Consider the following 13,153-nt stretch of genomic DNA (forward strand, 5'->3'; position numbering starts at 1 on the left):
GGAGTCGGCGGAGGTTCCGGTGAACGGAGACGGACATGCGAGTGGGCGTGCACATCAACCGCTTCGACCACGGCGGGGGCGGGCCCGCGCTCGGTGCCGAACTCGCTGCGGCGGGCGCCGCGGCCGAGGCGGCGGGCGTGAGCTGGCTGTCGGTCATGGACCACTACTTCCAGATGGAGTTCAACGGCGGCGCCGAGGCCCCGATGCTGGAGGCCTACACGACCCTGGGCTACCTCGCGGCCCACACCTCCACCGTCCGGCTCGGCGCCCTGGTGACCGGAGTGACCTATCGCCATCCCGGCCTCCTCGCCAAGATCGCCACTTCGCTGGACGTCCTGTCCGGCGGCAGGGCCACGCTCGGTATCGGGGCCGCCTGGTACGACCGTGAGCACCACGGTCTCGGCGTGCCGTTCCCGCCGCTCAAGGAGCGTTTCGAACGGCTGGAGGAGACCCTGCGGATCTGTCTCCAGATGTGGGACCCGGAGGCGAACGGCCCCTACGAGGGCGAGCACTACCGGCTCGCCGAGACGCTGTGCGTCCCCGCGCCGCTGAGCAGCCCGCACCCCGAGATCATGATCGGCGGCGGCGGAGAGCTGAAGACCCTCCGGCTCGTGGCCAGGTACGGCGACGCCTGCAACCTGTTCGCCACCTCCCCCGAGGAGGTCAAGCACAAGCTCGACGTGCTGCGCGGCCACTGCGAGCGCGAGAACCGCGACTACGACGAGATCCGCAAGACGGTCACCTACACCGGCGAGCCCGCCACCGAGGGCGACCTGGACGCCTTCACCAGGGACATGACGGGCTACACCGACCTGGGCATCGACACGGTGATTGTCGGTCCACGCGTCGGTGAACCGGCCGCGTGGATCGAGCGCTTCGTGGCTCCCGCGGTTCGGCGACTGGCCGCTCTGGACTGAGCGGCGGCCTCCGGTCGAGCGCAGCCCTGGGGCTGAGCGGCGGCCTCCGGTCGAGCGCTGCCCTGGGGCTGAGCGGCGGCCACTTGGGACTGAGCGTGCCGTTTCCGGTTACGCGCCGGTGGCCGAATGAGCGACCGCGGGCCGGCTGCGCGAGACCACTCGTGTGCCGCGGTCGTCGACGATCCGGACCTGCAACGAGCCGCAGCCGCAGCGCGTCCACACCGTGCGTCCGGCCGCGGTGCCGTGCCGGGACACCACCCGGAACGGCTCGGCGGCGTCGGGCCGGCCGCAGTGCGGGCAGACGGCGCCGGTCGTGCTGGTCATGGGCTTCTCCTTCGTACGGGGGACTGGTGGCCGTCGCGACACCACCAGCGTGCGCGGAAGGGTTCGTACACGTCCAGGTTGACTTTGTGGACGTCACCGTGAAGCGTCGGCTTCATGATTGACCTGCGCCGACTCCATGTCCTGCGCGCGGTGGCGCACTACGGCACGGTCACCGCCGCCGCCCGCGCCCTCCACTTCACCCCCTCCGCCGCCTCCCAGCAGATCCGGCAACTGGCCCGTGACCTGGATGTCGACCTCCTCGAACCACAAGGGCGCGGGGTACGGCTCACCCCGGCCGCCGAGAGTCTGCTCGCGCACGCCGACGCCATCCAGGCGCGCTGGGAACAGGCCGAACTCGATCTGCGCGCCGACCACGGCGAGCCCGCCGGGCCGTTGCGGGTGAGCGGGTTCCCGGTGGCCGTGTCGGTGCTGCTGGCGCCGATGGCGGTCCGGTTGCGCGAGCGTCATCCGCGGCTGGCCGTCCGTATCCAGGAGGCGGGCGTGCCGGGGAGCTTCGACCTGCTCTTCGAGGGGGAGACCGACCTCGCCATCGTCGAGGCGACCCCGCACAACCCACCGCTGAGCGACGCGCGCTTCGACCAACAGCCGCTGCTGGAGGACCCGTTCGACCTCGTCGTGCCCGATGACCATCCGCTGGCCGGGCGCGACCGTGTCGACCTCGCGGACGCGGCGCACGAGGCGTGGATCGCGCCGGTCCCGGAGAGTCCGTGCCGTCCGCATGTGATGTCGGCGTGCGGCGAGGCCGGGTTCAGCCCCGACGTGGTCCATCACGCGCTGGACTGGAACGTCACCGCGCATCTGGTCGCCCACCGGCTCGGCGTCGCGCTGGTCCCGCGGCTGGCCCAGCTGACCCCCCACCTGCCGATCGCCCGGGTGCGCTGCACGGGCAACCCGCACCGCACCCTGCTCACCTGCACCCGCCGCGGTGGCCGGACCCGTCCGGCGGTGCTGGCGGCACTGGAGGAACTGCGGGAACTGGCACCCACGGCGGCGTCCTGAGCCGCGCCCAGCGACGGCCGGGACCGAGGGTCCGAGCGACGGCCCGGAGCCGAGGGCCAGAGCGGGGGCCGGGACCGAAGCCCCGAGCGACGGCCCCGGACCCGAGGGTCCGAGCGGGGGCCCATAACCCGGCCCGAGCCGCGCGAACCGCGCCACCCCAACCGCGCGAAGGGGGCCGGAACCGCGCGAAGGGGACCGGAGCGGTGCGGCTCCGGCCCCCTTCGGGACCTGTGGTGGGTCAGCTGACCAGGCGTACGGTCAGACCGCGACGGAGTCGTCCGCGTGGCCGTGCAGACGGGCGACCACCTCGGACAGCTGGGCGGCGACCTCGGCGTCGTCGGCCGGGTGCGTCTCGGCGAACCGGACGACCGAGCCGGGGATCGACAGCTTGATGTCCTCGATCACACGGCCGCCGGCGATGCCCACGGCCTTGCGGGTCTCGTCCTGCGCCCACACGCCGCCGAACTGGCCGTAGGCGGTGCCGACCACGGCGACCGGCTTTCCGGCGAAGGCGCCGGCACCGAACGGGCGGGACAGCCAGTCGATGGCGTTCTTCAGGACGGCCGGGATGGTGCCGTTGTACTCGGGCGAGAAGAAGAGGAAGGCGTCGGCGGCCTGAGCGGCCTCGCGCAGCTTGGCGGCGGGGGCCGGCACGTTGCCCTCGACGTCGATGTCCTCGTTGTAGAAGGGAATGTCGGCGAGGCCCTCGAACAGCACCACGTCGGCGCCCTCGGGAGCGAGCTTGACGGCTGCCTCGGCGAGCTGGCGGTTGTGCGAACCGGCGCGAAGACTGCCGACGAGTGCGAGGATACGAACAGACATGCGGGACTCCAAGGGGCTGAAATACTGCCTTAACGATCCGGACCGGGGTCCGTTTAATGTTCTAGCATCCTAACCGGACCGCGGTCCAGTTTTCTTCCCGATGCTTTACGCTGGCTTCATGTCCGCGTTTCCGCCCCCGTTCGCCGAACCGCAGCTGCCGGCCGCGCTCGAGTTGCTTCAGCTGGGCAGCGCCGAGGACGAGCCGTGCCTGCGTGCCGACGCGGCCCGTAACCGGGCTCGCCTGCTGGAGGCCGCCGCACGGCTGGTGGCGGAGCACGGGGCGGCTGGGGTGACGATGGAGGCGGTGGCGGCCGCGGCGAACGTCGGCAAGGGCACGGTCTTCCGTCGCTTCGGTGACCGGACCGGTCTGTTGACGGCGCTGCTCGACCACTCCGAGAAGAAGTTCCAGGCCGCTTTCCTCAGTGGTCCGCCGCCGCTCGGGCCGGGTGCGCCGCCGGTGGAGCGCCTGCGTGCCTTCGGCCGGGCCATGCTGCGCCGCTCGGTCGACGAGCTGGACCTCCAGCTGGCGGCCGAGCCGAGCGCGGACCGCCGTTTCGCCGTACCGGCCCGCCGGGTGCTGCTCAGCCATGTCGCCCTGCTGCTGCGGCAGGCGGCGCCGGACGGGGACGGCGAGCTCCTGTCCCAGACGCTGATGGGCTACCTGAACCCGGTGCTGATCCACCACCTGACCCGGCAGTGCGGGATGCCGCTGGAGCGGCTGGAGGCCGGCTGGGACGACCTGGTCGACCGGGTGGCGGGAGCCGAGCCGACCCGGTGAGGCGGCCCGCCGTACGAGCGGACCGTCGACGTCGGCGATCAGGGGCCGCGGACTTCCGTCCGTCGGCCCTCAACGCCCGCTCCGCGTACGGCGGGTGGCTCGTCGAACGGAGCGGGCCGGACCGAACCGATGCCGCGGAAACCGGCGAAACCAGTTGAGCCCGCCACCGAATCGGTCGCGAAGTTCCCCCGCTCGAAAGCCCGGACACCGGTTCTGCAAAGATGCCGTACGTCATGGTGCAGATACCGAAAACGACCGCGCCCGTGTCGCCCGTACCGCGCTCTGTGCCCACGAGCGCCGATGTGGCCCGCCTGGCCGGCGTCTCGCGCGCGACCGTCTCCTACGTCCTCAACAACACCAGCGCCGTCCGGATCAGTGAGCCCACGCGCCGCCGGGTCCACGAGGCCGCGAAGGAGCTCGGGTACGTGCCGCACGCCGCGGCCCGCAGCCTGCGCGCGGGACACAGCCGGATGGTGCTGATGCCCGCGCCGGCCTCCCCGGTGGGCCCGCTCTACGCCCGGTTCCTCAGCGAACTCCAGTGGGAGCTGGGACGCCTCGACTACACGGTCGTGCAGTACGGCGCGGTCGGGCTGCGCGGCGACGACGCCGCTCGCGCCTGGGCCGAGCTGCGGCCGGTCGCCGTCCTGCTGCCGGGCTCCGACCTCGGCCCCAAGGGCGTGACGGTCCTCAAACGCTCCGGCGCCCGGGCGGTGGTCGTCGTCGGCCCCGAGTCCGTCGAGGGAGCGCACGCCCTGCTGATGGACTACGCGGCCGTCGGGGACTGCGCGGCCAGGCACCTGTACGCCCGCGGCAGGCGCCGTATCGGTGTCGTCGTACCGCAGGAGCCGGGCTTGGAGTCCTTCTCCGCGCCCCGCCTCGAAGGCGTACGCGACGCCCTGCGCGGCACGGACGCCACGGTCGTCGAACTGCCCCTCGCCTACGACGAGATGTCCGCCGCCGGGCTCGCCGCCCGCTGGCGCGGCCTCGGTCTCGACGCGGTGTTCGCGTACAACGACGAGTACGCGATGCTGCTGATGCGCGCTCTTCAGGACGAGGGTGTCCGGATTCCCGAGGACACCGCGGTGATCGGTGCCGACGACCTCATGCTCGGCCGGCTCCTGAGGCCGCGGCTGAGCACGGTCCACATCGAGCTGCCGTCCGGTCGTGACCTGGCCGAGCTCGTCGACCGCGCCGTACGCGACCCGAACGCCGCCCCCGAGACTCACAAGGTGCTCGGCGCCTCGATGGTGCACCGCGACTCCAGCTGAGACAGGCCGACGCGGCACCGGGCGACCGGATTGCACAGGACCAGCGGATCTGATGGCACAGGACCAGCGGATCGGATCGCGCAGGACCAGCGGATCGGGGCGCGGCGAAGCACGGCATCGCGCAGGACCAGCGGAATCGGATCGCGCAGGACAAGTTCCGCGTCTCGTCGCACCATCGGAATCGGAATGTGTGGGCGGCGCGCGTGCGGAGGGTACCCCGTTCGTCGTGTGGCGGCACTAGGCTGTTGAGTGCTCAACAAAATGGGGGTGCGACATGGGGCTTCCGTTTCCCCTGCGCGTCCGCCGGTGACCGAACGGAGAGCCGTCATGTCCTTGCTCGACCCCAAGAACTGGCAGTCCCGCAGCCTGTCGGGACCCGAACACACCATCACCGAGCCCGCCACCGGCGACTCGCTCGGCACCGTGCGCCTCGCCACCGCCGAGGACGTCGCCGCGGCCGCCGAGACGGCCCGCGCCGCCCAGACCGAGTGGGCCCGCGCCCCGCACTTCGGCCGGGCGGGGGTGCTGCGCAAGGCCGGCGACCTGTTCACCGCGCACGCCGACGAACTGCGCGAATGGCTGGTGCGCGAGTCCGGCTCCATCCCCGGCAAGGCCGACTTCGAACTGCACGTCGCCGCCCAGGAGTGCTACGAGGCCGCCGCACTCGCCTCCCGCCCGGCCGGACAGGTCCTGCCGAGCGAGGCCGCCCGGCTGTCGTACACCCGTCGGGTACCGGTCGGGGTGGTGGGTGTGATCTCCCCGTTCAACGCCCCGCTGATCCTGTCCATACGCTCCGTCGCCCCGGCACTCGCCCTGGGCAACGCGGTGATCCTCAAGCCGGACCCGCGCACGGCGGTCTGCGGTGGACTCTCCCTCGCCGCCGTCTTCGCCGAGGCCGGGCTGCCGGAGGGGCTGCTGCACATCCTGCCCGGCGGCCCGGACGCCGGGCAGGCCCTGGTGGCCGAACCCCGCATCCCCGTCGTCTCGTTCACCGGATCCACCGCGGCGGGCCGTGCCGTCGGCGAGGCGGCCGGCCGCCACCTCAAGCGCGCGCATCTCGAACTGGGCGGCAACTCCGCCCTGATCGTGCTGGAGGACGCCGACCTGGACGCGGTGATATCCACGGCCGCCTGGGGTTCCTTCTTCCACCAGGGCCAGATCTGCATGACGACCGGCCGCCACCTGGTGCACGAGTCCCTGTACGGCGAATACGTCGAGCGGCTGGCGGCGAAGGCCGACTCGCTCGCCGTCGGCGACCCGCACCGCGAACAGGTCCACCTCGGCCCGATCATCGACGGCGGCCAGCTCGCCAAGATCGACGGCCTGGTGGAGGCGAGCACGGCGAACGGCGCCAAACTGGCCGCCGGCGGCACCCACGACCGGCTCTTCTACCGGCCGACGGTGCTCGCCGACGTCGACGACCGCACCCCCGCCTACACGGAGGAGGTGTTCGGCCCCGTCGCGCCCGTGCGCTCCTTCGGCACGCCCGACGAGGCTGCCGCACTCGCCGCGGCCGGCCCCTACGGCCTCTCGCTCGGGATCGTCACCCGGGACACCGCCCGCGGCCTGGACCTGGCCGAGCGGATCCCCACCGGCATCGTCCACATCAACGACCAGACCGTGAACGACGAGGCCGTCGCGCCCTTCGGCGGCATCGCCGCGTCCGGCACCGGCGCCCGTTTCGGCGGTGACGCCAACCTGGAGGCGTTCACCGAGCTGCGCTGGACGACGGTGCGCGGGGACGTGGCGACGTACCCGTTCTGATCTGATCCGAGGATCAGAACGCCCGGACCGCTCGGAGGGTCACTCGCCGTTCTGCGCGGCCTGGGCCTGCTGCTCGGCGACGGCCTTGCGGACCTCGTCCATGTCCAGCTTGCGGGCCTGCCCGATGACGTCCGTCAGGGCGGCCTCGGGCAGGGCACCCGGCTGGGCGAACACGGCGACCTGGTCACGCACGATCATCAGCGTGGGGATCGACTGGATACCGAAGGCCGCGGCCAGTTCCGGCTGCGCCTCGGTGTCCACCTTGCCGAACACCAGATCAGGGTTCTCCTCGGCCGCCTTCTCGTAGACCGGCGCGAACTGACGGCACGGACCGCACCAGGCCGCCCAGAAGTCGATCAGGACGAACTCGTTGTCCGTGACCGTCTGGTCGAAGTTCTCCTTGGTGAGCTCCACGGTGCTGCTCATTGGCGTGATCCCTCTTCCTGGTGTCGGGGGCGAAGCCGTGAGCGAGAACACGGCGGCGCTGGTCCATATTCCGCGCACGTACCCATGTGGTCTGAGCGCACACCACCCACCAGACTGACCCCATGACGGAAACGGAATCCATTGCCTACGACGTCGTGGTGCTCGGTGCCGGACCTGTGGGGGAGAACGTCGCGGACCGCACCCGTGCGGCCGGCCTCTCCACCGCGGTCGTGGAGAGCGAACTGGTCGGCGGCGAATGCTCGTACTGGGCGTGCATGCCCAGCAAGGCCCTGCTGCGCCCGGTCATCGCCCGCGCCGACGCCCGCCGCGTCCCCGGTCTGCGCCAGTCGGTGCAGGGCCCCCTCGACGCCTCGGCGGTCCTCGCCCACCGCGACTACTACACCTCCCACTGGAAGGACGACGGCCAGGTCCAGTGGCTCGACAGCGTCGGGGCCGACCTCTACCGCGGCCACGGCCGCCTCACCGGACCGCGCACGGTCACGGTCACCGGAGCCGACGGCGAGCGGCACGTGCTCACTGCCCGGCACGCGGTGGCCGTCTGCACCGGCTCCCGCGCCGGCCTGCCCGACCTGCCCGGACTCGCCGAGGTCAGGCCGTGGACCAGCCGCGAGGCCACCAGCGCCCACGAGGTGCCCGGCCGGCTGGTCGTGGTGGGCGGCGGAGTGGTCGCCACCGAGATGGCCACGGTCTGGCAGGCCCTCGGCTCCCGGGTCACCGTCCTCTGCCGCGGCAAGGGCCTGCTCAACCGCATGGAGCCGTTCGCCGGCGAACTGGTCGCCGAGGCGCTCATCGAGGCGGGCGCCGACGTCCGCACCGGCACCTCCGTCGAATCGGTCACCCGCGAGGACGGGACGGTCGTGGTCGTCACGAACGCCGGTGACCGCATCGAGGCGGACGAGATCCTCTTCGCCACCGGACGCGCCCCCCGCACCGACGACATCGGCCTCGACACCATCGGTCTCGACCCCGGCTCCTGGCTGGAAGTCGACGACAGCCTGCGCGTCACCGGCAGCGAGTGGCTGTACGCCGTCGGCGACGTCAACCACCGCGCCCTGCTCACCCACCAGGGCAAGTACCAGGCCCGGATCGCGGGCGCCGCCATCGCCGCCCGGGCCTCCGGGGTGCCGCTGCTGGAGTCCGACCCGTGGGGCGCCCACGCGGCCACCGCCGACCACGCGGCCGTCCCCCAGGTCGTCTTCACCGACCCGGAGGCGGCCGCCGTGGGACTCTCCCTCGCGGAGGCCGAACAGGCCGGCCACCGCGTTCGCGCCGTCGACCACGACCTCGCCTCCGTCGCCGGGGCGGGCCTGTACGCCGACGGCTACAAGGGCCGCGCCCGCATGGTCGTCGACCTCGAACGCGAGATCCTCCTCGGTGTCACCTTCGTCGGCCCCGGCGTCGGGGAGCTCATCCACTCCGCCACGATCGCGGTGGCCGGCCAGGTCCCGATCGGCAGGCTGTGGCACGCGGTCCCGTCGTATCCGACGATCAGCGAGATCTGGCTGCGGCTGCTGGAGGCCTACCGGGACAACTGACCGGGTCGCTCACCCGGGCAGCTCGAAGCCGAGGGAGGTCGCCGCCTCCCTCGGCGTCGGCTGTGTCCAGCGCTCCGCCATCGCCTGGTTCGAGGACAGCGAGCGCAGCTCCGCGCGGTCGAGGTAGAGCAGGCCGTCGAGATGGTCGGTCTCGTGCTGGACGATACGGGCGGGCCAGCCGGTGAACACCTCGTCCACCGCACGGCCCCGCTCGTCCTCGCCGGTCAGCCGAACCTCGGTGGGCCGCGCCACCACCGCCTGCCAGCCCGGCACGCTCAGACAGCCCTCGAAGAACGCGGCACGGGCGGTGCCGACCGGCTCGTACGACGGATTGACCAGCACCCGGAACGGCTGCGGGACCCGGCCGCGCGCCAGCCGTACCTCCTCCGGGACGGGCGCCGGGTCCTCGATCACCGCGATCCGCAGCGGTACGCCGACCTGCGGCGCGGCCAGGCCCACGCCCGGCGCCGCGTGCATGGTGAGCCGCAGGGCCTCGACGAAACGGGACAGGAGCGCGCCGTCCAACTGTCCGTCGAAGCGGTCGGCGCCGCGCCGCAGCACCGGATCGCCGGCCGCGACGATGGGCAACGGGCCGTCCGCGGCCAGCAGTTCCTCGACGAGGCCGGCAACGGGCGCACGATCACGGGGAGATGCCATCACGCCAGCATGCCACGGCATCTCCTACGGGCCCCGTGGACACCTCTGTGTGAAAAAGGCCACCCACGCCTTCGGGAACTCGGCACCCCTTCTCCCCGACTACTGGACCGCTACAGCCGAGAAACGTCCCCTGCCCCGGGAGAACCACGCCGATGTCCACCGATCCCACTACCTCCCCCACTCTCGGCTCCGATCGAGCGGGGGGACCCCCATCGGACGAGGCCCCCCGGCCCGCCGCCGCACCGGCGCCGTCCCCCAGCGGCTGGTCCCCGCTGCGCCCGCTGATCCTGCGTCTGCACTTCTACGCCGGAGTGCTCGTCGCCCCGTTCCTGCTCGTCGCCGCCGTCACCGGTTTCCTGTACGCCGGCTCCTTCCAGGCCGAGAGGTTCCTGTACGCCGACGAACTGACCGTCTCCGCCGTCGGTGACGCCAAGCTCCCCGTGTCCGAGCAGGTGACCGCCGCCCTCGAGGCACACCCCGAGGGCACCGTCTCCGCCGTACGGCCCTCGCCCGCGGCCGACGCGACCACCAGGGTGCTGCTGTCCGGCGTCAAGGGCGTCGACCCGGACCACACGCTCGCCGTGTTCGTCGACCCGTACACCGCGAAAGTGCGGGGCACGCTCGAACAGTACGGCTCGACCGGCGCGTTGCCCCTGCGCACCTGGATCGACGAACTCCACCGCGATCTGCACCTGGGTGAATCCGGCCGTCTCTACAGCGAGTTCGCCGCGAGCTGGCTGGGGGTGATCGCCGTCGGCGGTCTGGTGCTGTGGTTCACCCGTCGCCGGGCCCTGCGCAAGCTGCGCGGCACGAACGGACGCCGCCGCACACTCGGACTGCACGGCACCCTCGGTGCCTGGGCGGCGGCGGGGTTCCTGTTCCTCTCGGCGACCGGGCTGACCTGGTCGACGTACGCCGGAGCGAACATCGACGAACTGCGCGCCTCGCTCGGCCAGGCCACCCCGTCGGTCACCGCGACGGCGGGCGGCGACCACGCGGGTCACGGCGCCTCCGCTTCGGCCGGGGACGCCGAGCACGGTGCCGGCCTCGACACGATCCTGGCCGCCGCCCGCTCCAAAGGGCTCGGCGACCCCGTCGAGATCGTTCCGCCGGCCGACGCCTCGTCCGCGTACGTCGTACGGCAGATCCAGCGGAGCTGGCCCGAGAAGCAGGACGCCGTCGCCGTCGACCCGGCCACCGGCGAGGTCACCGACATCCTGCGGTTCGCGGACCATCCGCTGCTGGCGAAGCTGACCCGCTGGGGCATCGACCTGCACACCGGATCCCTCTTCGGGCTGGTCAACCAGATCGCCCTGATGGGCCTGGCGCTCTGCCTGATCCTGCTGATCGTGTGGGGCTACCGCATGTGGTGGCAGCGCGGCCGGGGTTCGGCCTTCGGCCGGCCGATCCCACGCGGTGCCTGGCAGCAGGTGCCCCCGCAGATCCTGGTGCCGTGCGTGGCGGCCGTCGCCGTCCTCGGCTACTTCGTACCGCTGCTGGGCATTCCGCTGGCCGCCTTCCTCGTCGTCGACGTCGTCCTGGGCGAGATCGCCCACCGGCGCGGGCGGGTGAGCGGGGCGGGCGCGAAGTAGGCCCCGGAGTCCTAGCTCAGACACCAGCCGCAAGGTAGCGGTCAGGACTTCGTGACCTTGGTCTTCTTCGGCTGACGGGGGACGGTCTTGGCTCTGTCGAGGTGCCCGTACACCGTCGACCTCGGCACGCTGAACATGTCAGCGATCTGCTGGACGGTCTTCTCACGCTCGTCGTAGAGTCGTTGGGCAAGCGCGGCCTGGTCCTCGGTGAGCTTCGGCCGGCGCCCGCCTACCCGGCCGCGGGCCCGAGCGGAGGCAAGCCCGTCGTTCGTGTTCGCCACGATCAGCTCCCGCTGGAGCTCTGCCAGTACGGACAGCATCCCGAACATCGCCCGCCCCTCCATCGTGGCCGTGTCAACGCCCTGCTCGACGACGTGCAGCCCGATACTCCGCTCGCGCAGCTCGGCGCCGAGGGTCACCAGGTGCAGCACGGAGCGGGAGAGCCGGTCGAGCCGGGTCACCTTCAACGTGTCGCCCTGGCGCAGCAACTGCATGACGAGATCGAGCTTCGGGCGCGACGCCTTCGCGCCGCTGGCGACGTCGACGTGGATGTTGTCGCGGTCGACGCCGTGGCGGAGAAGTGCGTCGATCTGATGATCGGGGTTCTGGTCGGCCGTCGATGTGCGCGCGTAGCCAATGAGCATCGTCGGAATCTATCGGCCGGACCGTTCACCGACATTGATTGCCGACGCGAGTTGCCGACACTGCCCACCTGCGGGTTCGTGATCACTGCGCCGAGTGTCGACAGGCGATCGTTCACCGACACTGTGCTTGCAACCGGTGACACGATCATGAGTCGCGCCCCCTCTTGCTGGCCCCTTGCTGTGTGCTGCGAACTGAGGCCATGATGATCAGATGCCATCTAGCCAACACGCCGGGTTACCCGATCCCGACGCCGCACGCCGGGTGATCAGCGAGTCCCTGACTGAACTTGCGGGCCGCATCGCCGACCAGATGCAGCGCCATGCAAATTCCACGCCACGGGTGCCCTATGACCTTCGCGACTGGCTAGTGAATATGGAAAATATCCTCTCCCGCTTGCCTGGGGATTTCAAGAAATTCAAGGGGAGATGGTCGTCTTACAGTGCCGCGGGCGGCGACGTTCGCAGCATGACAGGTGGACAGATTTTTGGCTATATCCTTCCGAGCGAGTATTGGAACGGCGCCTTCCCTGGCTCGGTACCACGCGATAGGTTGGAGGCACGCCTAAAAGAACTTCGTGCGGGCCTCGTCGGGTTGGCGAACATCCTTCGGACAATCTCTCCTCCGGCCCTGCCTCGCCATAAGCCGCCGGCATTCGCCCGACTTCGTGATGACGTCGTAGCGGCGTCCGTTGCTGATCAGCTCGCCGCGTTGATATCGGAGGGCAGGCTTTGCTACGAACAAGTGGCGGATGGCAGGTTCAGCCCGAGCCCCTCATTCGGACCTGGCTGGGACTTCCAGTGCCACCGCGTACTCGGGGCATTTCTGACGACCGAGGTTCCCCAGCGATTCGCCGAGGCAACGGACGGACTCCAGGGCATGGAGGTTATCGGACACTACGACTCTGGGCAGTTCTCCTCTCTGTTTCAACGGATTCACGCGGCATTCATTGCAATAGCGCTTGACTATCTGACGGAGGTGCTGGAGCTCATGCCCAAGTATGCGGAAGACTCCGGGCAGGGAAAACGCCGCGACCCGGTCGTCTACAACACCTATTTGCCGAACGCGCAAGGGGTCATCGTCGGCGAGCAGCAGAACTTCACCCAGAACAACACAACCGGCATGGACCCGAGAGCCTTCATCCAGCTTGCTGGCTATGTGGGCCAAGTCAGCAGCGCTCTGGGCATGGACGAGCCGGATCGTGTGGAACTGGAACGCGTCACCCAGGAACTGCACGAGGAAGCCACGTCGGATGCTCCCCAGGTGAGCCGACTGCACCAGCTAGCTGGTCAGATCAAGGATCGGTTGCTGGAAGCCGGAGCCACCATGGCTGCAACGGTCGGTATCCAGATGGCCGAGCAGGCGATCGCCACACTGGCGCAGTAGC

General features: G+C 70.9%; 13 protein-coding genes. 8 read left to right on the forward strand and 5 right to left on the reverse strand.

Annotation, left to right across the window (positions count from 1 at the left end):
- Positions 1 to 35 precede the first annotated feature (35 nt).
- Complete coding sequence (locus ACIBK3_RS37565; protein WP_399372287.1) at positions 36 to 917, forward strand: LLM class F420-dependent oxidoreductase; 882 nt, start codon at positions 36 to 38, stop codon at positions 915 to 917.
- A 108-nt stretch (positions 918 to 1,025) separates the two neighbouring features.
- Here the strand turns inward: ACIBK3_RS37565 and ACIBK3_RS37570 are convergent, their stop codons facing one another.
- Entirely contained in the window at positions 1,026 to 1,241 is a 216-nt protein-coding gene (locus tag ACIBK3_RS37570) for a hypothetical protein (protein WP_399372289.1), read from the reverse strand.
- A 114-nt stretch (positions 1,242 to 1,355) separates the two neighbouring features.
- Between ACIBK3_RS37570 and ACIBK3_RS37575 the strand changes: the two genes are divergently transcribed.
- Complete coding sequence (locus ACIBK3_RS37575) at positions 1,356 to 2,261, forward strand: LysR family transcriptional regulator (RefSeq protein ID WP_399372290.1); 906 nt, start codon at positions 1,356 to 1,358, stop codon at positions 2,259 to 2,261.
- 258 nt (positions 2,262 to 2,519) lie between these two features.
- Here ACIBK3_RS37575 and ACIBK3_RS37580 read toward each other — a convergent pair whose 3' ends face one another.
- A complete protein-coding gene (locus tag ACIBK3_RS37580) occupies positions 2,520 to 3,083 on the reverse strand; it encodes an NADPH-dependent FMN reductase (RefSeq protein WP_399372291.1) in 564 nt (187 codons plus the stop codon).
- Positions 3,084 to 3,201: 118 nt separating this feature from the next.
- Between ACIBK3_RS37580 and ACIBK3_RS37585 the strand changes: the two genes are divergently transcribed.
- The 3 genes from ACIBK3_RS37585 (at position 3,202) to ACIBK3_RS37595 (ending at position 6,893) form a co-directional block, all read left to right on the forward strand.
- Positions 3,202 to 3,861 carry a TetR/AcrR family transcriptional regulator gene (locus ACIBK3_RS37585; RefSeq protein WP_399372293.1) on the forward strand — a complete coding sequence of 220 codons (660 nt, stop codon included), beginning with the start codon at positions 3,202 to 3,204 and terminating at the stop codon, positions 3,859 to 3,861.
- A gap of 233 nt (positions 3,862 to 4,094) precedes the next feature.
- Positions 4,095 to 5,129, forward strand: a complete 1,035-nt coding sequence (locus tag ACIBK3_RS37590) for a LacI family DNA-binding transcriptional regulator (RefSeq protein WP_399372295.1) — start codon at positions 4,095 to 4,097, stop codon at positions 5,127 to 5,129.
- A gap of 327 nt (positions 5,130 to 5,456) precedes the next feature.
- Positions 5,457 to 6,893: a benzaldehyde dehydrogenase gene (locus ACIBK3_RS37595; protein ID WP_399372296.1), complete on the forward strand. Its 1,437-nt coding sequence runs from the start codon at positions 5,457 to 5,459 to the stop codon at positions 6,891 to 6,893.
- A gap of 39 nt (positions 6,894 to 6,932) precedes the next feature.
- Here the strand turns inward: ACIBK3_RS37595 and trxA are convergent, their stop codons facing one another.
- The gene (gene trxA / locus ACIBK3_RS37600; RefSeq protein WP_399372298.1) at positions 6,933 to 7,319 is read right to left on the reverse strand and encodes a thioredoxin; all 387 of its coding nucleotides are present in this window, start codon (positions 7,317 to 7,319) and stop codon (positions 6,933 to 6,935) included.
- Between the two features lie 122 nt (positions 7,320 to 7,441).
- On the opposite strand from trxA, the gene ACIBK3_RS37605 reads away from it, so the two are divergent.
- Positions 7,442 to 8,875 carry a dihydrolipoyl dehydrogenase family protein gene (locus ACIBK3_RS37605; RefSeq protein ID WP_399372300.1) on the forward strand — a complete coding sequence of 478 codons (1,434 nt, stop codon included), beginning with the start codon at positions 7,442 to 7,444 and terminating at the stop codon, positions 8,873 to 8,875.
- A 9-nt stretch (positions 8,876 to 8,884) separates the two neighbouring features.
- On the opposite strand, the gene ACIBK3_RS37610 is transcribed toward ACIBK3_RS37605, so the two are convergent.
- The gene (locus ACIBK3_RS37610) at positions 8,885 to 9,532 is read right to left on the reverse strand and encodes a peptide deformylase (protein WP_399372302.1); all 648 of its coding nucleotides are present in this window, start codon (positions 9,530 to 9,532) and stop codon (positions 8,885 to 8,887) included.
- Between the two features lie 152 nt (positions 9,533 to 9,684).
- On the opposite strand from ACIBK3_RS37610, the gene ACIBK3_RS37615 reads away from it, so the two are divergent.
- Positions 9,685 to 11,124 carry a PepSY-associated TM helix domain-containing protein gene (locus ACIBK3_RS37615; RefSeq protein ID WP_399372304.1) on the forward strand — a complete coding sequence of 480 codons (1,440 nt, stop codon included), beginning with the start codon at positions 9,685 to 9,687 and terminating at the stop codon, positions 11,122 to 11,124.
- 41 nt (positions 11,125 to 11,165) lie between these two features.
- On the opposite strand, the gene ACIBK3_RS37620 is transcribed toward ACIBK3_RS37615, so the two are convergent.
- Positions 11,166 to 11,768, reverse strand: coding sequence for a recombinase family protein (locus ACIBK3_RS37620; protein WP_399372306.1), 603 nt, complete (start codon positions 11,766 to 11,768; stop codon positions 11,166 to 11,168).
- Positions 11,769 to 11,979: 211 nt separating this feature from the next.
- On the opposite strand from ACIBK3_RS37620, the gene ACIBK3_RS37625 reads away from it, so the two are divergent.
- Positions 11,980 to 13,152 (forward strand): hypothetical protein, encoded by a 1,173-nt coding sequence (locus tag ACIBK3_RS37625; RefSeq protein WP_399372307.1) that lies wholly within the window; start codon positions 11,980 to 11,982, stop codon positions 13,150 to 13,152.
- Position 13,153 lies beyond the last annotated feature (1 nt).

It is taken from the genome of Streptomyces sp. NPDC050287 (genome assembly GCF_044459385.1).
In the GTDB taxonomy this organism is placed as follows: domain Bacteria; phylum Actinomycetota; class Actinomycetes; order Streptomycetales; family Streptomycetaceae; genus Streptomyces.

What these genes read in the sequence shown, in the direction of transcription:
- ACIBK3_RS37615 (WP_399372304.1), top strand. Translation starts at nt 9,685, where the DNA reads ATGTCCACCGATCCCACTACCTCCCCCACTCTCGGCTCCGATCGAGCG.
- ACIBK3_RS37620 (WP_399372306.1), bottom strand. Translation starts at nt 11,768, where the DNA reads ATGCTCATTGGCTACGCGCGCACATCGACGGCCGACCAGAACCCCGAT.
- ACIBK3_RS37565 (WP_399372287.1), top strand. Translation starts at nt 36, where the DNA reads ATGCGAGTGGGCGTGCACATCAACCGCTTCGACCACGGCGGGGGCGGG.
- ACIBK3_RS37590 (WP_399372295.1), top strand. Translation starts at nt 4,095, where the DNA reads ATGGTGCAGATACCGAAAACGACCGCGCCCGTGTCGCCCGTACCGCGC.
- ACIBK3_RS37610 (WP_399372302.1), bottom strand. Translation starts at nt 9,532, where the DNA reads ATGGCATCTCCCCGTGATCGTGCGCCCGTTGCCGGCCTCGTCGAGGAA.
- ACIBK3_RS37595 (WP_399372296.1), top strand. Translation starts at nt 5,457, where the DNA reads ATGTCCTTGCTCGACCCCAAGAACTGGCAGTCCCGCAGCCTGTCGGGA.
- ACIBK3_RS37580 (WP_399372291.1), bottom strand. Translation starts at nt 3,083, where the DNA reads ATGTCTGTTCGTATCCTCGCACTCGTCGGCAGTCTTCGCGCCGGTTCG.
- ACIBK3_RS37585 (WP_399372293.1), top strand. Translation starts at nt 3,202, where the DNA reads ATGTCCGCGTTTCCGCCCCCGTTCGCCGAACCGCAGCTGCCGGCCGCG.
- ACIBK3_RS37605 (WP_399372300.1), top strand. Translation starts at nt 7,442, where the DNA reads ATGACGGAAACGGAATCCATTGCCTACGACGTCGTGGTGCTCGGTGCC.
- ACIBK3_RS37575 (WP_399372290.1), top strand. Translation starts at nt 1,356, where the DNA reads ATGATTGACCTGCGCCGACTCCATGTCCTGCGCGCGGTGGCGCACTAC.
- trxA (WP_399372298.1), bottom strand. Translation starts at nt 7,319, where the DNA reads ATGAGCAGCACCGTGGAGCTCACCAAGGAGAACTTCGACCAGACGGTC.
- ACIBK3_RS37625 (WP_399372307.1), top strand. Translation starts at nt 11,980, where the DNA reads ATGCCATCTAGCCAACACGCCGGGTTACCCGATCCCGACGCCGCACGC.
- ACIBK3_RS37570 (WP_399372289.1), bottom strand. Translation starts at nt 1,241, where the DNA reads ATGACCAGCACGACCGGCGCCGTCTGCCCGCACTGCGGCCGGCCCGAC.